The sequence below is a fragment of the Nostoc sp. genome, assembly GCF_036917675.1.
Classification (GTDB): domain Bacteria; phylum Cyanobacteriota; class Cyanobacteriia; order Cyanobacteriales; family Nostocaceae; genus Nostoc.
The window spans coordinates 25,442-51,571 of the sequence record NZ_JBALCT010000058.1 but is presented as its reverse complement, the minus strand read 5'-3'; the positions used below and the strand labels follow the sequence as shown (position 1 = coordinate 51,571).

The 26,130-nt window shown below is 41.4% G+C and carries 21 protein-coding genes and 3 pseudogenes; 6 read left to right on the top strand and 18 right to left on the bottom strand.

Annotation, left to right across the window (positions count from 1 at the left end; translation table 11 throughout):
- Positions 1–59 precede the first annotated feature (59 nt).
- Both V7K31_RS22025 and murG read right to left on the bottom strand, forming a co-directional pair.
- A complete protein-coding gene (locus V7K31_RS22025) occupies positions 60–1,376 on the bottom strand; it encodes a hypothetical protein (protein ID WP_335096837.1) in 1,317 nt (438 codons plus the stop codon).
- Between the two features lie 52 nt (positions 1,377–1,428).
- Positions 1,429–2,502 (bottom strand): undecaprenyldiphospho-muramoylpentapeptide beta-N-acetylglucosaminyltransferase, encoded by a 1,074-nt coding sequence (gene murG, locus V7K31_RS22020; RefSeq protein WP_335096836.1) that lies wholly within the window; start codon positions 2,500–2,502, stop codon positions 1,429–1,431.
- An 84-nt stretch (positions 2,503–2,586) separates the two neighbouring features.
- On the opposite strand from murG, the gene V7K31_RS22015 reads away from it, so the two are divergent.
- The 4 genes from V7K31_RS22015 to V7K31_RS22000 all read left to right on the top strand — a co-directional run bounded on the left by V7K31_RS22015 (position 2,587) and on the right by V7K31_RS22000 (position 8,099).
- The gene (locus V7K31_RS22015) at positions 2,587–3,426 is read left to right on the top strand and encodes a nuclear transport factor 2 family protein (protein WP_335096835.1); all 840 of its coding nucleotides are present in this window, start codon (positions 2,587–2,589) and stop codon (positions 3,424–3,426) included.
- Positions 3,427–3,671: 245 nt separating this feature from the next.
- Positions 3,672–4,625: a DUF1822 family protein gene (locus V7K31_RS22010; protein WP_335096834.1), complete on the top strand. Its 954-nt coding sequence runs from the start codon at positions 3,672–3,674 to the stop codon at positions 4,623–4,625.
- Positions 4,626–4,805: 180 nt separating this feature from the next.
- Complete coding sequence (locus V7K31_RS22005; protein ID WP_335096833.1) at positions 4,806–7,142, top strand: CHASE2 domain-containing protein; 2,337 nt, start codon at positions 4,806–4,808, stop codon at positions 7,140–7,142.
- A 123-nt stretch (positions 7,143–7,265) separates the two neighbouring features.
- Positions 7,266–8,099, top strand: coding sequence for a DUF928 domain-containing protein (locus V7K31_RS22000; protein WP_335096832.1), 834 nt, complete (start codon positions 7,266–7,268; stop codon positions 8,097–8,099).
- 463 nt (positions 8,100–8,562) lie between these two features.
- Here the strand turns inward: V7K31_RS22000 and V7K31_RS21995 are convergent, their stop codons facing one another.
- The 8 genes from V7K31_RS21995 to V7K31_RS21960 all read right to left on the bottom strand — a co-directional run bounded on the left by V7K31_RS21995 (position 8,563) and on the right by V7K31_RS21960 (position 16,757).
- The gene (locus tag V7K31_RS21995) at positions 8,563–9,711 is read right to left on the bottom strand and encodes an AI-2E family transporter (RefSeq protein ID WP_335096849.1); all 1,149 of its coding nucleotides are present in this window, start codon (positions 9,709–9,711) and stop codon (positions 8,563–8,565) included.
- A gap of 89 nt (positions 9,712–9,800) precedes the next feature.
- On the bottom strand, positions 9,801–9,992 hold the full coding sequence (locus tag V7K31_RS21990; protein WP_334829452.1) for a hypothetical protein: 192 nt from the start codon (positions 9,990–9,992) through the stop codon (positions 9,801–9,803).
- A gap of 106 nt (positions 9,993–10,098) precedes the next feature.
- On the bottom strand, positions 10,099–10,617 hold the full coding sequence (locus V7K31_RS21985; protein WP_442941349.1) for an RNA-guided endonuclease InsQ/TnpB family protein: 519 nt from the start codon (positions 10,615–10,617) through the stop codon (positions 10,099–10,101).
- Between the two features lie 22 nt (positions 10,618–10,639).
- The gene (locus V7K31_RS21980; protein ID WP_335096831.1) at positions 10,640–11,632 is read right to left on the bottom strand and encodes a hypothetical protein; all 993 of its coding nucleotides are present in this window, start codon (positions 11,630–11,632) and stop codon (positions 10,640–10,642) included.
- 472 nt (positions 11,633–12,104) lie between these two features.
- Positions 12,105–12,326 carry a hypothetical protein gene (locus V7K31_RS21975; protein ID WP_335096830.1) on the bottom strand — a complete coding sequence of 74 codons (222 nt, stop codon included), beginning with the start codon at positions 12,324–12,326 and terminating at the stop codon, positions 12,105–12,107.
- Positions 12,327–12,805: 479 nt separating this feature from the next.
- Positions 12,806–13,234, bottom strand: coding sequence for a hypothetical protein (locus tag V7K31_RS21970; protein WP_335096829.1), 429 nt, complete (start codon positions 13,232–13,234; stop codon positions 12,806–12,808).
- Between the two features lie 933 nt (positions 13,235–14,167).
- Positions 14,168–15,958 carry a WD40 repeat domain-containing protein gene (locus V7K31_RS21965; protein WP_335096828.1) on the bottom strand — a complete coding sequence of 597 codons (1,791 nt, stop codon included), beginning with the start codon at positions 15,956–15,958 and terminating at the stop codon, positions 14,168–14,170.
- 403 nt (positions 15,959–16,361) lie between these two features.
- Positions 16,362–16,757 (bottom strand): hypothetical protein, encoded by a 396-nt coding sequence (locus V7K31_RS21960; RefSeq protein ID WP_335096827.1) that lies wholly within the window; start codon positions 16,755–16,757, stop codon positions 16,362–16,364.
- A gap of 313 nt (positions 16,758–17,070) precedes the next feature.
- Here V7K31_RS21960 and V7K31_RS21955 point away from each other — a divergent pair, with 313 nt between their 5' ends.
- Together V7K31_RS21955 and V7K31_RS21950 are read left to right on the top strand one after the other, a co-directional pair.
- The gene (locus tag V7K31_RS21955; protein ID WP_335096826.1) at positions 17,071–18,057 is read left to right on the top strand and encodes an alpha/beta hydrolase family protein; all 987 of its coding nucleotides are present in this window, start codon (positions 17,071–17,073) and stop codon (positions 18,055–18,057) included.
- Positions 18,058–18,068: 11 nt separating this feature from the next.
- Positions 18,069–18,746, top strand: coding sequence for an SDR family oxidoreductase (locus V7K31_RS21950; RefSeq protein ID WP_335096825.1), 678 nt, complete (start codon positions 18,069–18,071; stop codon positions 18,744–18,746).
- Position 18,747: 1 nt separating this feature from the next.
- On the opposite strand, the gene V7K31_RS21945 is transcribed toward V7K31_RS21950, so the two are convergent.
- From V7K31_RS21945 to V7K31_RS21910, 8 genes and pseudogenes are all read right to left on the bottom strand, one after another.
- Positions 18,748–19,821 (bottom strand): aromatic ring-hydroxylating dioxygenase subunit alpha, encoded by a 1,074-nt coding sequence (locus V7K31_RS21945; protein WP_335096824.1) that lies wholly within the window; start codon positions 19,819–19,821, stop codon positions 18,748–18,750.
- 183 nt (positions 19,822–20,004) lie between these two features.
- On the bottom strand, positions 20,005–20,442 hold the full coding sequence (locus V7K31_RS21940; RefSeq protein ID WP_335096823.1) for a secondary thiamine-phosphate synthase enzyme YjbQ: 438 nt from the start codon (positions 20,440–20,442) through the stop codon (positions 20,005–20,007).
- Between the two features lie 101 nt (positions 20,443–20,543).
- Positions 20,544–21,713: a pyridoxal phosphate-dependent aminotransferase gene (locus tag V7K31_RS21935; protein ID WP_335096822.1), complete on the bottom strand. Its 1,170-nt coding sequence runs from the start codon at positions 21,711–21,713 to the stop codon at positions 20,544–20,546.
- A 117-nt stretch (positions 21,714–21,830) separates the two neighbouring features.
- Positions 21,831–22,049, bottom strand: coding sequence for a hypothetical protein (locus tag V7K31_RS21930; RefSeq protein WP_335096821.1), 219 nt, complete (start codon positions 22,047–22,049; stop codon positions 21,831–21,833).
- Between the two features lie 179 nt (positions 22,050–22,228).
- Positions 22,229–22,906: pseudogene (locus V7K31_RS21925) on the bottom strand (tetratricopeptide repeat protein); the annotation flags it as partial.
- A 398-nt stretch (positions 22,907–23,304) separates the two neighbouring features.
- Positions 23,305–23,646, bottom strand: a pseudogene (locus tag V7K31_RS21920) (tetratricopeptide repeat protein); the annotation flags it as partial.
- 546 nt (positions 23,647–24,192) lie between these two features.
- Positions 24,193–24,723 (bottom strand): annotated as a pseudogene (locus V7K31_RS21915) (GNAT family N-acetyltransferase).
- Positions 24,724–24,787: 64 nt separating this feature from the next.
- A complete protein-coding gene (locus V7K31_RS21910; RefSeq protein WP_335096820.1) occupies positions 24,788–25,801 on the bottom strand; it encodes an Npun_R2821/Npun_R2822 family protein in 1,014 nt (337 codons plus the stop codon).
- Positions 25,802–26,130 lie beyond the last annotated feature (329 nt).

Genomic DNA, 26,130 nt, shown 5'->3' with positions numbered 1-26,130 from the left:
AATTCAGCTATTCTGAATTCTTCTTCAATTCCAACTTTATTATTCGTCTACAGAAAGCATTACTTCTTTACTAAAAAATATGCTGTAGCATAGTCTGGCAATTGCGTGATATTCTGCCCAAATTCTTTTTTATTCTGAAAAATACCTGCCAAAAAATCGAGTTGATAAAGATTGGGTAAAAATGCTCCGCCTGTATCGGCGATGACTCCCATTTGCAGATGTTTGCGACCTCCTTGAGTATGCTCAATCACAATCACTTTACCTAAACCGACATTCAAAACATCTCCAGCAAAAGTGACTCCGGGTTTGATAGAAATTTTTGCATCTATTTTGTATCCATAGCCTTTAATAGCATCAACTTCTCTAAAATACCAATAACGCTTTTGTGCTGTTGCCTTCAATCCGCGAATATAAGACATTCCATTATTTCTATCTACATTAAAAAATGCCTTATAACCATCTTTAAAATTAATCAGTATTGTTCCTTCCATAATTGCTTCTTCTAAGCCATTTCTGGTTAGATAAGCCAGAGTTGTAACTTTTCCAAATTCTCTACCACCTGGTTCATAAATACCCGATAAAACATCCTGCTTTGTATATCTGGTGTAGAATTTATCGTTATTAGAGTTTTCTTTTAAGCTATAAATTGGTGTGTTAAAAGTAGAGGTTTTCTGGCGAGAACCGGGGTGAGTAAAAACAGCATATTCGGTAATTCGTAATTGTTTTTGCTCTTTATTATTTGGGTTGTAGGCAGACCATTTAATGACTCGAAAATTGGTATTGATAAATTTAGGGTCTTCTAAACGAGTAGCTCGATTATTAGCAATATCCTCTTTTAAGACAGCAATCATGAAATCCAAAGTTTTGAGAACATCTGGTAGAGTAACCCCTTGAGTGGCAAGTATTCCTGTACGCAGAATATCTGGGTCTTCTGAAGAGTAATCTTGGAAATATTTTCTAGTATTAATCAGAACGGTTAATAAATCTCCTTGATTGAAATTAACCTTACTAGTTGGCAGTTTTACTGGGGTAAGAACCTGGCTGCCATTAAGACTAAATTTATATTTTTTGAACTCATCGACAACTGGATAGGGTGCAGATGCTGCTAACAAATCCTGCCGAGATGAAAAGGCGTTTTGCTTTTCGATAATCTGATCAGATATTTTTTGAGCAACAAAAGGATTTTGAAATGTTGAGGTAAGGGAAATCTGTGATTGAAGTGGGGAAAAATTTTCTTGCTGAGTAAAGGACTGATCTTTTTGAGCTAACTGTTTAGTTTTTGACTGACTATATAGATGGCTACTAGCTAAACTGACAAGTAATAAACCACCACAACTTACTGTAATGCGAAATTTTTGGTTAAACAAGATATTCATAACTTGGAAAATAAATTCCTGTTGTCTTTTACTATTTTGAGTTTTGAATTGTTTAAGTTTCGATCACCTCACGTACTAATTGCGCCAACTTTTCGGCGCTATCGGGAACTGCGATCGCATGAGCTTTTTCTCCCATCTTTACTAACTCTGCCGGTGACTGCAATAAATTCAACACAATACTTTGCAATCTTTCAGTCGTCAACTCTGATTGCTTTAAGGTTAACGCCGCACCAGATGAAGTAAATACGTCTGCATTATAAGATTGATGGTCTTCGGCGGCAAAGGGGTAAGGAATCAAAATTGCTGGTGTTCCACACACTGCCAATTCTGTCAAGCTACCTGCGCCAGAACGACTAATAGCAAGAGTTGCCCGTTTCAACAACGCCGCCATATTGTTGTAAAAAGGTAAGGCTATGTACTGTGGATGTTTGAGACTATCTGCCTCTGAATCGCGATCGCCAGTTAAATGTACTATATAAGCACCAGCATCAAACCAAGCGTTTGCAGATTGGCGCACCAATTTATTGATGGCAATTGCACCTTGGCTACCACCAAAGACAACAATTAAAGGAACACCATCAGGAATCGCTAAATCTAGTGGTGTATTAATTGCCCCATCCAGAAATTGCGCTCTGACAGGAGTGCCAACGTAGACATTTTGGGCACTAGATAAATACTTAGCAGCGACTTCAAATCCCAAGGCAATCGCACTACACCAAGGGCCAAAAAAGCGAGTTACTTTACCAGGTATTGCGTTAGATTCATGGAAAACCACGGGTAAACCGAGGGAACGCGCCGCAATGACGGCTGGGCCGGCAATGTAACCCCCTGTAGTAAACACCCCTTGAAAATTTCCCTGTTTGAGAATTCGTCTAACTTCCAGAATCGAAAGGGCGAGTTTACCCAAGATGCGAATCGAGGAGATTCCAAACCCTTGCTGAAACCCTTCAACTGCAATAGTATTCAAGGGATACTGTTTGGGAACAAGTTGAGTTTCTAGCCGATTGGGTACTCCCAGCCATTCTATTTGATAATCTGGAAGTTTCTCTGCCAGTGCGATCGCTGGAAATAAGTGTCCACCAGTCCCACTGGCAGCGATTAATAATCGTATCGGTGCGTTTGCCATCAAACCTTTACCGTTTAGCGCCTAGCTTAACTAAGATAAAACAATTTCCTTACTTTCTCTAATCAAATCAGTAAATTATTACCAATGACTAAGATTATTACCGCCTTAGTGAGACGCCAACTCAGATTTCCAGCAAGTATCGGGTTGATTGCCTTCCTGCTGACACTTGGTTTAACAAGTGGTTGGCAACGCACTCAAGCGACGATACCACAGCAATTAGTCCAAACTGGTACACCCCAAAATGCACCAGCACAACTGACAAATCTGTTGACGCAAGTTGATGCTGCCGCCAGTCGCGGGGATGTCAAAGGGGTGTTGCAATTCTATAGCCCCAATTTCACTCATGGAGATGGATTAAATCTCCAAACTATGGAAAAGTCTTTGATTTCACTTTGGCAACGATATCCCAAGTTGCAATATAGTACAAAAATACTGTCTTCAAAACCTGAAGGCAATGGGATTATTGCCGAAACAGAAACGCAGATAACTGGCTTACCCTCTGGTGGCGCTAATAATTTGACTCTCAATGCCACGATTAAATCGCGTCAGCACATTGAAAGCGGCAAAATCGTCCGCCAAGACATTTTGTCAGAACGTACCCTACTTACCTCTGGCAGCAAGCCGCCCCAAGTTGAGATTAAATTACCACAGCAGGTACAAGTTGGTCAGAAGTATAATTTTGATGCGATCGTCAAAGAGCCACTTGGTGATGATTTTCTACTAGGAACCGCGCTAGAGGAATCTATCCAACCAGATAAATTTCTCAATCCCACATCTGTGGATTTGGAATTACTGACATCTGGCGGACTGTTTAAAGTCGGACAAGCACCATCTACCCCTGGTAGTCAATGGGTTTCTGCTGTCATTCTGCGCGGTAATGGGATGACGATGATAACTCAGCGCCTGCAAGTGGTGAAGAAGTAGAGACGCGATTAATCGGCGTCTGTACAAGAGGTAGAGACGCGATTAATCGCGTCTGTGCGCTACGCTACCGCTAGCGTACTAAAAATCTGGATAGTGCGTTACCTTGTTGGGAGTACTGGAAGTGGTAGTCCCCAATCCCCAATCCCTAATTCTGTTTTTCCAATAATCATTCTCTATTTTGTGGCATAAATTTAGTGAATGCGGGTGATATGTATATACCAGCATTGATCACTAGGGATTGATTTATGAATAACTCCACCTATCTGCTAGACGATTTTGCTTTAAAATTGCCAATTTCCCAATCGGCTCGCATAACTGCCCAGCAATTTGCTAACCAACAGCCAAATCCTGAAAAAGCAGAGCAAGTCCGGCTGAATACGCTAGCTGTATGGGTGGTGAATGACTACTTGAAAATGATGGATATTCCTACTGACCTCCAAGCTAGTGACAGCTGGAACCCCATCATGCGCCTTTGTGGGAATGTAGCTGACTTAAAGATACCCTCAGTTGGTCGTCTGGAGTGTCGCCCCGTCCATCTGCATCAGCAGATATGTTCCATTCCTCCAGAAACTTGGGAAGAACGCGTGGGTTATTTAGTAGTTCAATTTGATCAATCGCTCCAAGAAGCTCGGCTGCTTGGTTTTATCCCTACTATCGCAACCGAAACACTGCCTTTAGAACAACTGCAACCATTGGAAGCGTTTATCGACCACCTGTGGCAACTGCGCCAATTGGTGAATTTGAGTCAGTGGTTTGCTGGTATATTTGAGAAAGGTTGGCAGACTATTGAATCCCTGTGGAACGTGCCCGAACTCAGACCAGCTTATGCCTTTCGCAGTGCTGAAACTTTGCAATTAAATGCCCTGAACCAATCAGAATCAATCACTAAACGTGCAAAACTGATTGATTTGGGTATCCAAATTCTCAACCAACCAGTCATGTTGATTGTGCAAATCAGCCCCGAAAAGGATCAACAAACCAGTATTCATCTGCAATTGCACGCCACTGGGAATCATATCTACTTGCCGCCCGGAGTTCATCTTACGGTTCTAGATAGTTCGGGAACAGTGTTTCTAGACGCTCAATCTAGAAAATCAGACAACTACATTCAGTTGCAGTTTCGCGGGGAACCTACAGAGCAATTTAGCGTTAGAGTCGCCATAAATGATACTAGCATTACCGAACATTTTAGAATTTGAAACATCTAGCTATCTTCCCTCTTTGTCAGTAATTTATAACTGGTAATTGGTTAATTAAAAATTCATAATTAAAAATTAAAGCTGGCTTTTAGGGATTTGCAAAGAAGTCTATAAACGCTTCTGGAGCTTGGGAGCAGACATTAAAATCGGGCATGATTTTGCACAGGGAGATAGCGACAGATGGGTAAGTTAGTGGTTCTGAAATTCGGAGAGGGGAGTTTTGAGCAGGGGTTTGCTATCACCCTCCAAATTGGTGAAGAACGCGAACATGCTACAACCGAAATCACGGGGAAGCTACCTTCATTCCCTGAAATGCCGCTCTATTATAGTCATTGGCAGTCTAGTTATCGGCAGATCGGCAATCGTTTTCGCCTCCATGCTGACCAAATGCAGGTGACGAATGTATCGATGATTCAAGACTGCGAAAACACTTCCCATATTTTACGGGCACGTTTTAATACCTGGCTGCGAGCAGAGGAGTTTCGCCCTTTGAGGGAAAAATGGTTACAAAGATTGTCGTCCACGGAAGAACTGCGGGTGATTCTGCAAACAGAAAATAGCCAATTGCAACTATTACCCTGGCATCTGTGGGACTTGTTAGAACACTACCCCAAGGCTGAAATCGCCCTTTGTTCACCATCCTACGATCGCATTCACAAGCCACGCACAAAAAATCCATTAGTCAACATTTTAGCAATTGTGGGCAATAGTCAGGGGATTGACACCCAAGCTGATCAAGCTTTACTGCAACAGTGTCGTAATGCAGATGTTAGCTTTTTGGTAGAACCACAACGTAAGGAATTGACTGACCATCTTTGGGGAAAAAACTGGGATATTCTTTTCTTTGCTGGCCACAGTTCCAGTAATGGAAATGGAGAAAGCGGACGAATTTACCTGAATAAAACTGATAGCCTCAGCATTGGCGAGTTAAAGTACGCTCTGAAGAAAGCGATTGAAAACGGCTTGCAACTAGCTATATTCAACTCCTGTGATGGATTGGGATTGGCGCGAGAACTGGCTGATTTGCAAATCCCTCAAATAATTGTGATGCGCGAACCAGTCCCAGACCAGGTTGCCAAGGAGTTCTTAAAGTATTTTCTCCAAGGTTTTGCCGGTGGCAAGTCTTTATATGAGTCGGTACGCCAAGCGCGAGAACGGTTGCAAGGACTTGAGGATCGATTTCCCTGTGCGACTTGGCTACCAGTGATTTGCCAAAATCCAGCACAAATACCACCCACTTGGGATGAATTAAGCTCTATAAAAACTGAAGAGCCACCGAATTTAGGTTTGTCTACTAGAGGCAAATTTCAGAGAACCTTGTTATCCAGTTTGGCAATTACAGCCTTAGTTTGTGGGGTAAGATTGCTGGGATTTGTGGAAAATCCAGAGATTCAAGCCTTTGACCTGATGATGCGATCGCGCTCTGCGGAGAGACTTGATCCCCGACTGCTAGTAATTACAATTGACGATGATGATTTGGCAATTCAAAGACAAAATGGCGAGTCTTTGATCGGAGCTTCAATTTCCGAAAAATCTCTCAACAAACTACTGGCAAAACTGAATCAATACCAACCCCGCGCCATCGGCTTGGATATCTACCGTGATTTTAAAGCCACACAACCAGATTTAATTACTCGTTTTCAACAAACTCAGAATTTGGTTGGTATATGTAAGGGGAGTGATAGCACAGCAAATATCAAAGGCATTAAACCGCCACCAGAAATCCCCACAACAAAGCTGGGATTCAGTGACTTTATTCATGATCGTGATGGAGTTATCCGTCGGCATCTCCTGTTCATGAACCAGGAGGCGACATCGTTGTGTCCTGCTCCCTTTGCATTCAGTCTACAACTGGCCTCTCTCTATCTTCGCCCTTCAGGAATTCAACCAAAGTTCACCCCTGAAGGAAATTTGCAGCTGGGTAAAACTATTTTTCCAAATCTGAAATCTCATAGTAGCGGCTATCACAATATTGATGCCAATGGCGGTCAAATCTTACTTAACTACCGTTCTTCAAAACAAATAGCCGAACAGGTGAAGCTAACTCAATTTTTATCTAGTCAGGTTAACCCCAATGCCATCAAAGACAAGATTGTTTTAATTGGTGTGGTGGCAAAGGGGGATTCTCCAGATACCTGGCCTACACCTTATGGCGCTGCTTTAGATGATCAAATGCCAGGAGTGTTAGTACAAGCGCAGATGATCAGCCAGATCCTCAGTGCTGTCCAGGATGGGCGGCCATTGCTGCGGGTTTGGTCACTGTGGGTTGAGGTGGTCTGGATTTGGGGCTGGTCTTTGGTAGGGGGAATCTTGGCTTGGCGAAAGCTTTCGTTCCCCTGGTTAGCATTGGCAGTCAGTATTACCTCTAGTGTTCTCTATATAGTTTGCTTTGGTCTGTTAATTTGGGGTGCTTGGGTGCCCTTTGTACCATCAGCTTTGTCGTTGATAGTCACGGTTAGCTTGATGTCAATTTATAATAATTCAAAAACAAAACTTCGGGTGGCGAGTGGGGAATAGGGGACTTCCAATTCAAAATTGTTCGCGTAGCGTTTTGTAGAGAAGATAGTTACAACATAATGGGATTTAAACCCTTGAATTTACGATAAATTTAGAAGGTTTACATACTAAGTGAAGGTTTTTATGAAGTCAAATTCACAACCGATAAAACTGTTTTTAGTAGTAGCTTTTAGCTGCACCAGTTTACTAGTTAGCCTGATTCCAGTACTGGCGAAATCGACTGATGATTCTTCAGTTAGCGATGCCTACGGCGGGCTACGCCTACGCTCTGCTCCGAAAACGGCGCTTGCTCAAGCTACAACCTTTAATCAACCTTCACTTCCGCCTGGTCCCCCTCCTGGAGGTCGCGTTCGTGGTGGAGCAAAGCGCGGTCCTGCATGTAAACTTACTAAACCTGATCTGACTGCTTTAGTACCTTTTACTGAGGAAGCTAACTCAGTAATTAATGTCTGGGGACAGACAACGGAAGAACGCCCAAGTTGGTTTTTCTATGTGCCATATACCAAAGATTTGCCCTATGCAGTTGAATTTGTGCTGCAAGATCAGAACTCTAACGAGATTTACCAAAAAGCGATCGCTCTACCAGATAAACCAGGAGTCATCCGCGTTTCTCTGCCTACCACTGTTCCTGCTTTGGCACTGAACAAACAATATAACTGGTTTTTGACGATTAACTGTGACCAGCAAAAGAATTCTCCCCCGACTTTCGTCCAAGGGGTAATAAAACGAGTCGAACTGAATCCAGCCACAGTCAAAGAGCTACAAACCACAGAACCTCTAAAGCGCTATGCTATCTATGCCCAAAACGGGATATGGTACGAGGCACTGACGATACTGGCTCAACTACGTCAGAAAAATCCTCAAGATGCAGCACTGCAAGGACAGTGGCGGAATTTGTTAAGCAGTATCCACTTAGATGATATTGCCGCAGAACCGATTCTCTCGGACAAACCTTAGGAATGTGGATTAAATAAAATGCAAAACTTCATCCTGTCTCTGGCTTCCCTCTCCAATATATCGGAGGGGGATTGAGGGTGAGGTAAGGCAGGGACATAAATTGTATGTTATTTAATTCTTATTCCTTAGATAAAAAAACACTAGACCTCTTGCAAAAGTCCCTAACACCCCACCCCTAACCCCTAAGAGCTTGCGGGGCTACGGTGTACACACAAGTCTTTGGTGACGCAATTTATGGTTAAGTCTTATAGCCTCTGAGAAACCTCACCCTGGTTTTCCTATGTAAAACCTGTCCCTCTCCTTAGTAAGGAGAGGGATTAAAGATAGGACTCTTTGAGGTTTTAGAGAACTTTTAGGTAATCGAATAACTTGTGTGTATACCATAGGCTTGTGGGAAGGGGAGCGTTTGCTTTACTCAAATGCGGGGTGGGGTTCTTAATTTATGATTTATGCAAGAAGTCTACTAATCTTTTTTTGGCAAGGTATCATCAATCGGTCGTTCATGCTTAATATCAGGACTTTCTGCTGTCCAATTATCATCTGCTTCAGGAGATTCAGAAAGGATCACAAACTCAGTCTCTTGTGTATGATTATTTCCCCATTGATCCAAAACATCTTTAATTAACACCTCTTGCAACCAAATCTTAGCGACAACGGTCAAGGGTAGCGCCAGAAATAATCCTAAAAAGCCAAAGAAAGTAACGAAAAATAGTTGGGCAATTAAGGTTAGAGCTGGCAGCAATGAGACTTGATGCGCCATCACAACGGGCGTGATAAAATTACTTTCAGTCTGCTGAATGATAAAGTAGAGAATCAAGACAGCGACAGCTTTCCAAGGTTCATCCAAGAAGGCGATCGCCATTGCTGGTATTACGCTCATCGTTGGCCCCAGGTTGGGAATTAAGTTAAAAAATCCTGCCAAAACCGCTAAAGCTAGTGCTGCCTTTACACCCAAAATTGATAAGCCAATCAGACTCATCAGCCCGACTACACAGATGGCAATGAAAGCACCTGTAATCCATCCCTCCAAAGAGACTTCACATTTATCTAAAATCCCATCTACCCGCCGCCGATAAAATGAGGGGAAAAGCTGCACAAATACTTGGCGGTAAGCCACGGGGTTGGCTAATATCATTCCTGTTAAAACCAACACTAGCAAAATCTTGAGGACGACTTCCAAAGAGCCAGATACAAAGGCGAAGGAGTTTCCCAGTAGCCGATTGACAAAGGGCTGTACTTGTTGGATGAGGCTATTGATATCTGGGATGTAGGGAATCAACTGGGAAGGAATACGAGTTCTCAGGGCATCAAGCCAACTATTAAAGCGCCCAAACCCTTTAGGAACCTGATAGGTTAGTTCTTGAAACTGCTGTGCAAATGGTGGCACAATCAGCCAGAAAAAACCCGCGATACCTGCAAAAAAGATAGCTACTGTGAGGAGGACGGCGAATCCACGCTTCATCCCAAGGCTTTGGAAGCGTTTTGCTAGCCGATTTAAGGTGGTGGCTAACACAACTGCGGCAAACATTAGCAAAAGCACTTCCCGAATTTGCCACAGGATGTATAAAGAAAGAACTATGGCGATTAAGCCGATCGATTGACCGAGGTTCACAGGCTGACTCCCAACAGTTGGGGAGATGCAATTTTCTGGTAATTCAGCTAGGTTAGCCGATTTTGGGAAGTTGTGCGTAATACTTTGAGTTAATTTTGCTTCTGTGCTTGGAATCGCCACAGTAGTGCGATCGCTATAATCACAATCGGCAACAAGATTATAATCAACGCGTTGGTTGCTGTCGCCGGAATTGATAGATTTGGCGCTGCATACTTAATTAATAGCGATAACAAGGCCGAGAGTAAAAGCAGTTTCAGAACCAATCCTAGTTGATTTTCCATAAAAGTACGGCAATACAAATTTTTCTGGTACACACGATTTTGCGCTGTACCGCCCAGTTTCTACAGTGACATTACCCCGACCACTAGGATACGGGGCTTCCAAGAATTACTTCAAAGATTTCCTAGTTGCTCCCTTACGGGTTTTCGACTTTGACTGAGATATCTCAACCCCTGGCAAACCGTCTGCATAGGCGTTTTGGATTCCCGACTGTCCATCGGTACTAATTAGTTCTATTCCTCTATTTCTAATTACTTGTCCACTAGCAACATCGCGGTCTGTTAAGTATCCACAGTTCTCACAATGATGCACTCTAACACTCAAGTCTTTTTTAACGGTTGCACCATACTCAGGACACTCTTGAGAAGTCCCCCTAGCACTGACTTCGCCAAAGAACTTACCACGCTGACAACACACATACTTGGTGATAGTTCGGAATTGCCCAAAACCAGCATCAAGCATCTCTTTACCAAGCATCGCCTTGGCAAGAGTCCGGTAATCCAGGTCTTCCATGAAGACCATATCACCAGCGTCACAAAGGGCATGAGCTTGCTTGAAATGGAAATCCTTGCGAGTATTGTCAATTGTGTGGTGGATTCTGGCAACTTTAATTCGTTGTTTCTGGATGCAGAGTTTTAGCCAATTTTATTTATTTGCTACGAATTAACTCAATTCTATATTTACTTTTAATCAACTCAGGCAATTGCATCAAAAGTTTTTTCACTCTAGCTTGAATATATTTAGGGTTTTTAGGTACACGTTTAGCTATATACCTTAATAAAGCAATCTGATAGCCAAACCTATATTCAATTGCGGAAGATATATTAGACTTTTTCTGTTTAGCTGAACCTTTGTCTAGGTTTTTTAACTTTGATATTTCACGATGATATATGGGATGCTCTCCCCAAACGCAGGCAAAGTGTACAAGAGCAGGAGATACCACCTGATTGTATTTTTGAAAAGTAGATTCACCTGTAATAGCATCTATATTAAAAGAACCACGAAGACCGATAGGTGTTCGCATCATCTGACCATTATCTTCAAACATAGTTTGATTGTGTAGCATCATAGCTAGACCAAAAATACGTTCATCATTAGGTCCATCACCACGAAATTCACTAATGCCTAGCTTTTTCCAGTCCCTCGAAAATTCTAGTGCTGTTTCAAAAAATGCCTTAGTAGTATCGTTTTTCTCAAAATAATAGAGACCTCCATTAAATTTAGGTAATTTTGTCAGATTAAATCGTTTAAGTGTGTCATCTACATCAATGAATGTATCTTTATCACCTGCTTGAAGATATACATTACCTGCCGCACTAAAATTTCTACCTTTAAAAGCATCAAAAATAAAGTTAATATCCCTCACTGCTATGCAATCACTATCAATACAAAGTGTATATTCAAATGGAGAATAATCATAGATATGAAGCTTTTGTTTCACGTTAGAACCGTATTCATCTCTAAGATTTATAACGTAATCAAAAAGTTCTCGTAACTCTTGATCATTGGGAGCGTCAGTAATAATAGCACGCGGAACTTTTGGTGAATGAAGACGCAAAGAACGCGCCAATGACTTTGCCATTTCGAGATAGTAAGATGCTCCATAAGCATAGGAGATAATACCAGATTGTGAAATAACCATTGTTTTTTCTTAATTAACAGTATGCGAACTTTGGTTTTCTACTCGCAGTATAACTTACACACAGAATGAAATCTAATGATATACAGTCAAACTTAAATTCTATGTCAAATGTTCCGTAGGCTGAGGTATAAATTTTATTTTATTATCTTTAAATATACCTGATTTGTTGCCTTTAGAAGGTTGTTTGAAAAGTAGTTGAGTGTGATTTTAGACACTTATTAATCCCCACTCCTAAAAAAGGAAGAACCGGAATCAAAGTTCCCCTTTTTCAGTAACGCCACTGCGTTGGGCATCTCTGCCAACTTAAAACAAGTGTGTGGATTTACGGGAATATGGAACGTTATGCTACTGAAAATAGGGCTTTTCAAACATCCTCTTAGAGAATGTTTGAAAAGTATTATTGCTAACATCAAAACCTCAGAAACCTAACCCCCTTAGCTCCCCTTCCCGACAAGGGAATGGCAGGGTATTTTTATACGAAGAAATAAAAATACATAAGTCTTAATTCTCGTTTTTTGACATGGCTTTTTACCCCACTTCCAAACCTCTCCGCTTCGGGGAGAGATGCTTTGAAACTCAGTTTTGTTTTTTCTCTGCTTGTATGAAACCACCCTGCTTCCCGACAAGGGAATGGCAGGGTATTTTTATACGAAGAAATAAAAATACATAAGTCTTGATTCTCGTTTTTTGACATGGCTTTTTACGCTGCTTCCATTCCTTTCGACCCTTGCCTAACGGCAGGCTAACGCCAACGAGGAGAGGAATGGAAGCGGGCTTTTTGGTATACTCTACGACTTTTAAAACATCCTCTAAGAGCAGCAATGTAATCATCACCAGTTTTGATTATCAATTCACAAGTTTTCTTGGATATTATATGGCATCAAAAGCCAAGAATACCTCTTAAAGAGCTAATTTTTGAATAAAAATCAGTAGAGCTTTGATTTTATTTGTTTTAGCTTAATCCGCTATTCATCTCACATCCTAGCCGGAGGGAGGTGTGGGATGAATAGCGGCACAAAAACAAGGTACACCCCCAACCTATGTTAAACGTCGTTTAATGCGGGAAAGGGGTAGGGGTGCACATCTGTGCGCCCCTATGAAAAACCTAACTTAGATTCTGACTTGGGAAGGCTCGGCTATTGCTGCTTTCGCTTTAAGTTACGATCCTCTTGATCAAAAAACACGGTAATACACATCATATGTAGAGCCACTTCCAGATACACGCGCTATTGCCGTACCATTTGTTGGTCCATTGACAGTAAAACCACCTAGATAATCGTCATCGCCGTTAAAACCGCCGTCTTCATCGAAAAGAGCGATGCTTGCAGGGAAATCAACGCCTAAACCTCTGTTAACTCCAGATGTCTGTCCGGTAGAAAAACCACCAGGTCCCCAAAGCTTACTGCCATTGACTGTGATATAGGTATCATCATCGCCGAATGTATCTGCACCAGCATTGATAGCCTGAAGTTGATCTATAAAAAGAATCCCTCCGCCTCCTTCTATAACAGCCCCTTCTTCAAAAGTTAATTGAGTGAATAGTTGTTCGTCATCGATACCAGAAAGGTCAGAATTAAGAGTCTTTTTGTTGATGCCTAGCATGGGTTTTCTCCTTTTTTAATTAAGTGCGTACAGAGATAATTAGGTAAGTTTTAATTCACTCAATTTGCATTACATATTTGCGAGATGAATCGGCAACTGTAATCATCAAAACTTCCTTCCCTATTGGAAAAATCATTTTATGATTCACCAACACCCCGAATTTGCACCTTTTTTGTGATACTTACTAGGTGAACCTCTGTACTATGATTTTTTACGATGGCTTTTAGTTTTTATGCAGTGAGAGCAGAAAATTGGTTCAAAATCTGTAGAATGCTTATAAAGCAAGGAGTTGACCTTCTGCTAGTGGCTGTATGGCTTTATACAACAGATTGCAACTAGTGAAGTGAAGTACAGAGCTTAGGGAGCAAAGCCAGATATCAAGCCTGTTTTACTTCTGTATTCAGACTCCTAAATTATACTAGAGTAATGCGATCGCCCTTAGTGGGCAAGCGATCGCTCGTTTGTATGCAATAGACTTTGACCTCACTTCCATTCCTCTCTCTTTTTAGGAGAGAGGCTTTGAAATTTACTCCCCAACCCTAGTAGGGAAGGGGCTGGGGGTTAGGTCTATATTGGACTCAACTGAGAACCGCTATATTACTTAACTCATAGTCCTATAGCTAAAAACTTGTTTAACTGTCAGTTTTAACTCGGTATCATTGAGTATAAGTAACTGATAACCTATTGTATATAATTTCACTCCCTACTTGGAAACGCTGTTAGTAGGGTGTTAAGTTTCACGCAAAGGCACAGAGGCGCAGAGAGTAGTATCAAAGACTCATTAATGAGTATAAAAGGTGGATGAACGAGTATCAAAGGTGGATGAATCCAGTTCAAAGACTCATTAACGAGTATCAAAGGTGGATGAACGGAGCTTTTTAACTCCTAACTCCTAACTCCTAACTCCTAACTCCTAACTCCTAACTCCTAACTTCAACTCCGTTGCCAAATTTTAATTGTCTTATCCAAGCTCCCGCTAACCAACATCTCACCGGAAGCTGTAAAAGCTAATGCTGTGACTATATTCCCATGACCTGTAAAAGTACCCAGCAATTCCCCGGTTTCTAGATGCCATAATTTGATGGTTTTATCAGCACTACCACTAGCGATAATTTGTCCATCGGGACTTAAAGCGATCGCATATACTCTATCTCTATGTCCTTTAAGAGTATGAAGTAATTTCCCAGTCTCCAATTGCCAAATTTTAATCGTTTGATCCCAGCTACCACTCACCAGCAGTTTACCATCTGCACTGATTGCTAAGGAACCAACGATGTGAGAATGACCCATAAGGGTATGCAGTGGTTGTGTGTCCTTTAAACTTTTGACTCCCATCAAAAGTGAGGTATGCCAAACTTTGATTTTGCGGTAGCTACCTGTCACCAGAGTTTCCCCGTCTTGGCTCAAAACCAGGGAATGAGCTGCTGTATCATCTAAAGAGAGTGCGATCGCAACCTGACGTTGCATCAAATCCCAAAACAGAATTTTTCTATCATCTCCCCCAGTCGCTAACATTCTACCATCTGGGGTGAAGGCAGCGCACCGCACTACCCCATTATGTTTGTGCAAAATATCTATCAAGTCTAGTGCGCCCACGTGCCAAAGCTTGATTGTGGAATCTGCACCGCAACTCACTAAAGTCTGTCCATCTGAACTAAAGGCGAGGGAATTCACTTCATCCACCAGCCCAGATATCACCCAAGGATACTCTGATAATGTATCTATTAATTCACCCTTACTTAAATCCCAGAGCTTTGTTTCTCCACGACTACCACTTGCCAATATGGGTAAGGCTTTGCCATTCTTACACCCGGAGTTGAAAGCTAGGCAATTAATGCCTCTGTTATGCCCTTTTAACGTCTGCCAGCATTCCCAGTCACCTACTATATCCTTAAGGCAATGCTCTGATGGTAGAGTTTGTATTGTATCTGCGATCGCGCTCTCATTAATTACTGGCGACGCGTCTTTTTTGCCAATAAGTGATTCTAAATACCAACTCAATCCCCCCGCATACAATAATTTACTTGGAGTGATGTAGAGTTTTGGCTCAGGAAATTCAATTTGATTTGCAGGTAAAAAACCTGTAATTATGCTTTGTTTTTCGTATCCTAAATTACCTGTAGATGGATAAAACAAACACAGAAAAATTAATACTTGGTGATTTTTTAAATCTTCTTGAGTAACTGACCACCTAATTTTGTCTTTCTTAATACCATTAAAACTTTCTCCATCAGCAACGTAAACTTGAACACTTAGCTGAGGATTATCTTTGAGTACATAAGAGAATTTGCTTTCGCCACACAAATTTCCCTCATCATCTAAAATCATGTTTTCCAAGGTATCTTGTGATATCTTTTTTACCAACTTACCTAAGCGTTCAGTTATCACCCAGTCAACAATATGCTCCCGAAAAAGATAATCTTGGGCTTGCTGTTGGAAGTATTTAGGAAAAGGTATCGTCCAGTCGGGAGGCTCAGGATATTCAGGCGGCGTCGGCGGTGGATTTTTGGCGAGAACTTCTGCTTGTTGGCGAGAAAGCTCTTGGAGTTTTGCCAAAGGCTCGCCCCAAAATCCCATAATTTCAGTGTGGCAACCTTTGACTTGACTTTCCAGCAAAGATAAGTCATAAGTTTTAGGTTTTTTCACACGTTGAAGGAAGTCAGTTTGTTGAGCTTTGAGTAAGCTAATCCAATCCATCTGCATTCCTGCGGCAAACTGTTGCATACCTAAGGTAAGCTATACCAACGCAATTACTCAAGTTTATAACCTTAGTTAATTAAAAATTCCGTAATGTTAGCAGTCTAATAAAATACAGCCATTGGCATACATTTGCGGGAAAGATATAGATGGATAGCACTTAGATATTTCATTAACTGATGCAGATGAAGTATAGAGAATTCAATCATGTCAGTCAATTCTAACGGACATGGAGAACGAGATACTGTTTCCGTAGAAACAGTTCTAGCTGTAAAGGAAAGTTTATCTTAGAGGGATTTTAAATGTTGCAGGAACGTTAAGTCAATAAGTACCTACACAAAAATAACCTAGTACAGCATGGCGGAAGTAAACCACCCATTCCAAACCAATGAAACTCTTGCAGTATAGGAATTACGAATTAGGAATTATTTTAACCTTTGCGTTTTGGTTGTCTAGGTGTAGTACTTACATCAGAGGAGTCGCCAAAAGTATCTCTGGACTCGATCTGTTTAATTTTCATTTGCAAGTTCAAGTCATCACTGCTAACAATTGTTTCTAAATTCGCTAATCTTTGCTCTAACAGTTCTATTTGCTGCTGTTGCAAATAGTTGGTTTTTGATTTTTGCTCATCAGAACGCCAAATAGCAACTGTACCAACAGCTGCGCCACCAATAGCAACTAAAGGAAGAATAGCACCGCTTCTCGTAACGACTGAAAGTGGAACGCAAACTCCGAGAATGGCTACTGTAATTACCCAGATTCTTGTGGTGGCAGATAATCTGACATCTTGGTATTGTTCTACATTTGCTTGAGATTTTTTAGCCATAAGTAAATCCATTGAAAAGTTATTTGCTAGATTGGCACAATTGTCTACTAAAATACTTCCTGCAATTGGGTTAAGTATAATTCTTGTACTAATATTTTTTAATTACCAGTAGGTAAACATAATTCAACTTGACATCCTAATCAGCGAAATGATTTTCCTGACTCCTATACAGACGCGACTAATCGCGTCTTTACTGCTGCTTTCTGCTTTCTACTTGGTTACTTCGTTATTTTAGATCATTGGATTTTACTTGCGAGGAACAGTTGTACACTGAGAGGAAGATTTTCTTTAAGTCATAGTCAGGAAGGTACAGATGACAGTTCGTGCTTTTTTTGAAGCTGCCAAAGTTGAGGGTGTCCAGTCACCTTACGATACTATTCACCTGAAAATTCTCTATCCAGCACAGATAACGGGGAGTCAGATAGAAAAAAGTACCGGAATTGAGCCAGCTAATCCAGAAAACGCACCTTTTCCAGTAGTGATTTTATTCAACGGCTTTAACTGTGATGCTCAACAATACCAATGGCTGGCGGTTAAACTCGCTGAACGTGGATTGGTAGTGGTTCTCTTTAATTGGATTGCCAAAAATCTACCAGGTGTAATTAGCCTCACACCTGGGATTGATTTGGAAAAGATGAAACCCACAATTTATCGTACTGCTCCCACAGCTTCGGCTTTGCCAGCACTCCTAGCTAAACTCGAACAGTTACAAAATCAGGGAATTTTAGCAGGAATGCTGGATTTACAACGGATCATTCTCGGTGGACACTCTGCGGGTGGTAGGCTATCTATGGAAAATGCTGACCCTCGGTTTTTCCCTGAAGTTGCTGCATCTTTTTCTTATGGCGCAAGTACCAGAGGAGTTTTAATGATGGGGTATGAACCAGGAACTATCTTGCCTTTACCAGATTCCCTACCACTGCTACTGATGGGAGGAACCCGTGATGGATTCATGGTTAACAACAGTACTGAACTCTATGGTTTAAGTCGTGGGGATGCTAGCACCCCGGTGATACGTACATTCCAAGAAGCAATTGCTGGGGGACGAAATGACACCTATCTGGTAATTTTAGAGGGAGCAAATCACTTTTCGATAGTTGATGAGTCAGACTCCACTATAGTTAGACCCTCTCTCGACTTAGAAGCTACTCAACCCCAAGAAAACTTGCGTTTGCTGATGGGTGAAATCATTAGTTTGTTTATTGACACTCATGTTCGCCACCAACCAGAAGCATCTCAGTTGCTCGAACAATTATTAAATACTGCCAATCCTCTGATAAAATCCTTTGAGCGTAAGTAGTTAAGCTTATTATGACAAGTGGATCTGACATTTTTCTGGCTGGAGCAAGTCGCGGTGTTGGTCGAGAAATTGCCCAATACCTGAGATCGCAACAGCTAAAGGTTAAAGCACTCCTGAGAACAACAGCAGTTGCTGCTGAACTAGAAAGAATCGGTATTGAGGTAGTTCTGGGAGATGCCTTGAATGTTGAGGATGTAGAACGCGCAATGCTGACAGATGAACCTATTCACACTGTTATCAGTACAATTGGCGGTTTACCATCAGATGTAGAAAGACCCGATTACCCTGGTAATAAAAATCTGATCGATGCAGCAGTTAAAGCTGGTGTGCAAAAGTTTATTCTTGTTTCTTCGATTGGTGCTGGCAATAGTGTTGTTGCTGCGTCACCCCAAGTTTTAGCGGTACTAGGAAAAGTTTTAGCTGAGAAAGAGAAAGCTGAACAACACTTAATTGCCAGTGGACTCACCTATACAATCATCCGTCCTGGTGGACTAAAGTCAGAACCAGGAACGGGTAATGGCGTTTTGACTGAAGATCCGCACATTATTGGTAGCATCAATCGTGCAGATGTCGCGCAGTTAGTTGGTCGCTGTTTAAATAGCCAACGCACCAATAATAAAATTTTCTCAGCCGTAGACCGAAATATGCTGTTTGGGCGCATTGAATTTACAGAATTTAGCTTGGATTAATTTAGGCACGCCATCGGAGTATTTGACCCTTGACAGGGTTCACAAATTCTCGTCCTTCAGTGACAGACCGAGCATACTCCCGCTTTAACTGGTAGTACCACTGCGCCTGCATATCTGAGTCCTTAATCAGTCGCAGCACGGGGTTATATTTCAGGCCAATCTGCTGCTTTTCCACAACCGTCCGGTCTTGGCCAATGAAAGTCCGCGCCAGCACATGCAGCAGTGGCTTGAAAAATCCTACCCAAGGGAGTGTCCAGTAAAGAGCAAAAGTTACCTCAGTTTCTGTGTCTGAAATAGGTGTAACTGCCGTTAAATTAACGACTCGATGGTTGCCAATTGTGGTTTCTTCTATTCTGACTCCAGGTAAACGAAAAGAAATCTCCGTTTCCGGGACACCACCGCCAATCAGCCAGTATAATCGACCCCCATTCGGTGGTAATCGGTGTCGTCGCATCGTGAAGCCGTAGGGCGAAGCATCGAATTGCTTCACTTCTTCATGCAGTTGCTCATTTCGCCACCACCAAGCACGATGCACATAGGGTGAATGGGCAGGGTCCATCAGACCTACCACTGCATGATCTATAAAACAGGGGAATCTCATTATCTCTATAAATTGGGGCGTTGGCGAAGCCCCCCGTAGCGATCGCTCATCAAATCCTGGAATTACCGGAATCTCCATCTCAGAAGCAGGTTGAGGGTTATCAACATCAACCATATATATCCAGATATTCCCTTGGGCTTCTCGAATTGTGTATGATTGGACGTCGAAGCGACTCAAATCTATCTGCTGTTCTTCCACAAGAGACGGGATCGCAGTACAGCGCCCAGCCGAGTTAAAGCGCCAACCGTGGTAACAGCATTCCACTTCCTGCCCATCGAAGCTACCACAACTCAAGGGGACACCACGATGAGGACAAATGTCTGTGATCGCAGACACTTTGCCATCCTGGTCACGAATTAGTAACACCGGTTCTCCCAAGAAAATGCGGCTGATCATCATACCTGGCTTGATCTGATTACTAGGCAGAGCATAGTACCAAGTATTACGTAATACAAAGTTATCGTTATTTTTCATCACTAATAGCGTCTGCCTTTGACACAATGAAAGTCCTGGTTTGTGAAAAGGAAGGTTATTCTTGAAAACATTCTTTCAGGTTTTTAATTGTTGTAAGTAAATTCAACTCATACACTTGTTCGTCGTGTTCGTAATTATCTCAGATTTAGGTTGTTCTGGAAATCTTGCAGGTTTGAAGTTGCATTATTCCCCAGAGATTTGGATAAATATCGTTCTTTTGCGCGGGCCATCCAACTCAAAAAACAATACAGATTGCCAGGTTCCCAAAGCTAATTTACCATCCACAATGGGAATTATCTCACTAGTGGTCAGCATCATTGCCATTAAGTGAGAGTGAGCATTAATCGGTTCATTTTCCGGGACATCTCTTAAATGCAAGTCATTATGCAAATAACAGCCTGACTCCGGTGCTAATTTTTGCAAAAACATTTTTATATCTTCTAACAATCTAACTTCATTTTCGTTAATAGCTAACGCTGTTGTGGTGTGTCGAGAAAATACTAAAACTTGTCCATTTTTAATTGATGTTGAAGCCAACAAATCTTGGATTTGTGGCGTGATATGATGAATATTAATTTTTGGTTCAGTTTCAATTTCAATTAGCTTATTAATAATTGGCATATGTTCAATTTTATATTGGGGATTGCGGACGAGGTACGCTAATATAGCCTAAGTCCCTGATAAATTTAAGGAAAAATGTAAAATCTAAAATTGAATGACTCTTAACTCCTAACTATAGTTTCCAAACCTTGCACTAATCTCTCTATACCTTCTTTTGCCGTCTCTTTTTGCAGCGCTCCATAAGCAACGCGTAGGTAGCATCCATCATCCATGCCGAAAGTTGTACCTGGAATGACTGCTACTTTATGTTCCTGGATTAGTCTTTTAACTAACTCAAAAGCATCCATCTGGGTATTAACTTTGAGGAAAAAATAGAAAGCGCCATTAGCAGGTGTAATGCTACATAAACCTTGTAGACGGTTAAGGGAATCGAGTACTACTTGCCGCACTTGGGTTAACGCACCTATATTACTCTTCAAATACTCCTCTTTTGCTTGCAATGCCCCTAAAGCTGCATATTGGGAAATGACTGGCGGACAAATCAAAATTGTATCCTGAACTTTTTTAACGGCGACAAATAAGTGTTTGGGAATCACCATGTAGCCAATGCGCCAACTGGCAAAACCGTAGGCTTTGGAAAGGCTAAAGAGAGAAATAGTGTACTCGCTGCTACTCCCAAAGGCACCAGGAGAAACGTGTTTTACCCCGTTATAGGTAAAGTATTCATAGGCTTCATCGCTGATGTGGTAAATGCCCCGATTGCTACAAATTTGATTTACTTGGCGCAATGCTGCTTCAGAATAAACAACTCCAGTCGGATTATTTGGTGAAATTGTCACTACAGCTCGTGTTTTCGGAGTAATTGCTTGAGCGATCGCTTCTTTTTGCAGTTGGTAATTTTCATCCGTCGCCACTAACACCAGACGACAACCAGCCATTGCGATCGCCATTTCGTGGTTGAAATAGTAGGGCGTATTCAGAATAATTTCATCGCCTGGGTTAGTGATCGCAAGAATGGCATTCATAAATCCCATATTGCTCCCTGCTGTCACAACAATACAGTTTTCCCCATTGATTTCAATGCCGTTGAAGGCTGACAGTTTTCCTGCAAGTGCAGTCAGCAAGGGGGGAATTCCCTCAACTGATTTGTATAAATTATTAGCGGGTTCGGCGAAGAATTTGGCTAAAAATTCTCTGGCTGACCGTGGTGGGTTGTAAGAAACAACACCTTGTCCTAGAGAAATTGTTCCAGGAGAGTTTTTAATCAGTTCCCCAACCACAGGAATAATTGGCGACTGTACCCCCTGCATCCGAGAGGTTAGAGATTCCATATTTCCTTAAGTAACGCTGTAAGCCTACACTGACCTTTCCTGCGGAACGCTACCGCGAACGGTACAGTGTAGGTACTTCACCAAAATGATTAACCGGATTTGCGATCGCGCCAAAATTTAGTCAATCGAAATCTGTTGAGGCCCAATGCCTTTGCCATTATGTGCGTCTGTTGTGGTGCTGGTGTAACTATTTGAGCGGCTCTGTTGATCCAGCCAGGTTTTAACTGGATCATCTGCAAGATTAAGCCGAAGCACACCAGAGAATAACCCACCCACAAATAATACTGGATGCTGGATAAATTCTCTGAATATAGGTGACAATTCATCAATGAACATAAAGAGACTCCTGGCGGTGCCGTAAAAAATTATTACATCTTAATTGATCGTAACCTGTTGAGCAATATCTGGCTGACGGTAACAGAAAATACAATTAACTGGGATTAGAAGCGCGAATTATATTCGCCCTGGTTCTAAGTTGATACCAATGAGCAATGCTCTGCCCCTACTGCATCTAACTACAGAGAATCTCTAAACTGCTGTACTTTTTCCAGGAGTAAGTGATGTTCGATTTGTTCTGCTAATTCTTGGGCATTTTGATAGGACGATCGCGCCAATTTTTTGCGTTTTGTTGTGGCGTAAATGTTTCCCATATTCAGCAGAGTTGAAATTTCTCCGAGACAATCGTCTAGTTGTCGATAAATCGTAATGGCTTGTTTGTAGAACTTCATTGCCTGCCGATTCTCTGCCAGAGTGCTGTAGGTAAAACCAATGTTATGAAGGGTTGTTGCCTGGCCAGAGCGATCGCTGATTTCTCGACGTGTCAAAAGAACTTGATAGTAGAGCAATAGCGCCTGTTTCGGCTTTCCTAAATTACTATAGACTGAGGCAATATTATTCAAAGTGGTTGCTTCACCAGCCAAATTCTTGACAGCTCGTTGAATTGGAAGTGCTGCTTGAAAAAATTCTAGAGCTTGCTCAAACTTGCCTAAGACATTGTAAGCAAACCCAATGCCATTTAGCGTTGTTGCTTCACCAGAAAAGTCACCTAGCAATCGCCGCATCTTCAAAATTTCGTGTTGTAATAATAGTGCCCGTTTCGGTTTTCCGAAGCGGGTATAAATTAACGCTACATCATTGAGAGAAGAAACTTCACTTTCAGTATCTTGCGATCGCCTAAAGATTGGCAGTGCTTTTTGACACTCCCCAGCCATTAATGGCGGGGATTCTCCAAGCCGAACTTGGAAGGGATAGGCAAATATCCCCCTAGACGCTCAAAACAACTACCAGTACGAGAGGTATTGCAATTGCGCAAAATTTTTAATTGTTTTTGTTTTCCGAGTCCATGATTAAAAAAGTTGTTACGCTCCACATCCAGAAGATTACTTGTTACCAAAAAGATAAACATTTAGGCTTATTAATGCCGCGATTTATCTGAGATAACGGGAATTTCGCCCTCACTAGGATGCTTCAACACGCTCACGGTTATTCCTACTCACAGAGATGATTTTACCATACGATTAGGTGGTTTTAACCACCTAATCGACTCGACCCCATAGATAAATCTAGGGGCTTGCGTCTCGCTTTGCGGTCTAAAATATTCCAAGGCTTGCGAAAAGCGTCCAAGACGGCTGTATGTAGAACCCAGATTGCTAAGTGCAGTTGCTTGTGCTGGCACGTTGCCAATTTCAACAGCAACCGAAAGCGCCTGATGAAAGCGCTCTAATGCTCTTTGAGGTTGCCAGCAACTGAGGTGAGCTAAACCAAGGTCGTTTAATGTGTAACCTTCTCTGGTTCGGTCTGGAATGGCTCTAGCCAAGTGTAAATTCTTGGTTGCAAGATCGAGAGATTCTTGAAATTTCCCCCGGCGGTAGTAGCGGCTCGCTTCATCACGACGTTCTTCCCACTCCTTGACTCGATTTAAAGGTTGCGTCATCTTACCTCAGTTGCATTCTTGCGATAAATAGGTATGAAGTTTTTTGGAAATGAACCCTTCTTAGGTTAGGTTTTCCAAAAATGAGTTAACTTTTATCTTCTACCTTTAGATATAAGACGTAAAGAGAGAAGTATGATGTCGTTTCATTTTTACAAAAATCTTTATTACAAATAACCTAGAGGAGCGCACAGCTATACGCCCCTACCAAAGACCTAAACTATAGACCTCTTGCAAAAGTCCCTAACACCACACCCTCAGCCTAGCCTCAGCCCCTCCTCGCTTGCGGGGAGGGGAGACAAAGCGTAGCTTTGGCGGGGGTGGGGTTCTTATTTTTGATTTATGCAAGAGGTCTTATTTACAGCAGTTTTCTTTTGCATAAAGAAGTATAAAGCTATGGATTTTGAGGTAGGAGGCAAGAGGTAGAAACTGTTTATATCTGATTTCACCCCTGCATTGTGTACCTCACTTACTTGCAAACTGCTGTATTCTCTACAGTTCGATTGACGTTTGCAGTGGTTTTGATGTTTGGCGGTTGGTTCGATAGTTTTAAGATTGCAAAATGTAAAGGGAATCATCCGCCTGCCATTCTGTGTGTGAGATAGCGTAATACACAACATCATGGCCGTAATAGCTAGCATTCTTTTGGTACTTCATCCCTACCTTTTGAATCACACGCACTGAAGCGATGTTTTCTGGATGAGCCACCGCCACTATCCGATCTAGCTTCACTTCCCCAAATCCAAACTTTAAAGTTGCAACAGAGGCTTCAGTTGCCAATCCCATGTTCCAATAGGACTTGTCAAACACATAGCCAAGCTCAATTTCCGGTGTATTTTCCAGAAAACCAAGTCCACAACGGCCAATCATTGTACCAGTTTATTTGTGTATTACTGCCCACATCCCAAAGTTATTTTGTTGCCACTCTTGGATATGTTTGCTTAAAATTGCCTGGGTTTGTTCCCTTGTTCTTGGCGACAGATACCTCATGATTTCTGCATCACTGTAGAAGCGAAATAGGTAATCAAAGTCGTTTAGAGAAAAGTGCCTTAATTGCAGCCGAGCAGTTTCTATCTCCATAATTACTTGTTTAGCATTAACCAGAATTTTTTGAAATCTTCAGTTTTTGTCCAAAGCCTAAAACTTAAGAAAGAGTTATTTGAAGTTTCTTCACTACTTTTTGAATTAATCGATTACTTTTGGTCGGAATACTAGGCTGTTTTAGCTGTTGCGGCCTTTTCTCTGGTTCCTTAAGAAAACGATAGTATAAAAACTCCTCTCTGTAACAAATATTGACATCTTCGCCTTGACATAAACGGGCGAAATCAATAGAAGAATAGTTCATGTAGTGAATGCGATGAATTGGTTTTAATTCATCTTGGTTGTACAGGATATTATCAATATTTACAAAAGGGTCTGAGTTAGCACAGTTACCTGTTCTGTCTTGACCATTAGGACTGAGGGTAAAATTAAATAAGGCCAGATTTGATTTCCATGTCAAATAATTAAATAAATGTGCATCATCCCACCATGTAGTTAGCCATTCAACTTCTCTATCTTCAATTAATAATTTTTTAGATAAATCTAAATCTTTTTCTGGAAATAACCCTGATTTAGAACCGAAAAAATCAGAGCAATGAAGTTTAGGACGGATGTCTTTTTCGTAAGCAATCTTAGATGTTTCTAAAAGCGGAATATTTAATGGTACTTTTGTGCGTTCTTTAGTGTGTATCCAGTCATCAAACACAAAATCGTATGCGTTTAATTTTTCAAAAATATCATCAACTGGCTTCATCAGAAGGCTGTCAGCATCACAAAATATAAACCTATCAAAATGCCCGTTAAAAACACACATTTTTCTTTGTAAGTGACCTGATGACCACCAATTACGTGAGATTTTGGAAGTTCTAGTATCTGGATGAACTGCCCAAACTTGGTGAGTAAAGTCTTCCCAGAACTGTATTGCCTCCCAATTATCAAAAATGCTGACGTTTTTTCTAGACTTGACTTCTTTTTGAACTAAGTCTAATCTCTCATCATAGGGAATAATACAAACAGGAATATCTGGGCTAACATTAACCTCAATACTATTCAAAAATGCCACTAATTGATCGTAAACGGCATCATTTGCAAGTGTATAAATCCCGAAAGATTCCATAAGATAGTATCCTAATTTTGACATTTAGTTTATTTGCGACGCTTCTTGTGCGATCGCCCAAGGAAGTTGAGAGATACCTCCTCGCCATAACCCTTATAAATATAAATAGCGCTTTTGGGCAAGTCAATGAATTCCGTGTCTTACGAAATTTTATTAAAAGCGCCCAATTCCATAATTAATTGCATAATTATTACTTGATGGGTATTGATTAAAATTTATGTCAGGCGTTCGCCTCGAAAAAGCTTTAATAATAATTCGTAATTCGTAATGACCCTCTCTACGAGACGCTGTACTTCGACCCTTCTCTACGAGACGCTGTACTTCCACAA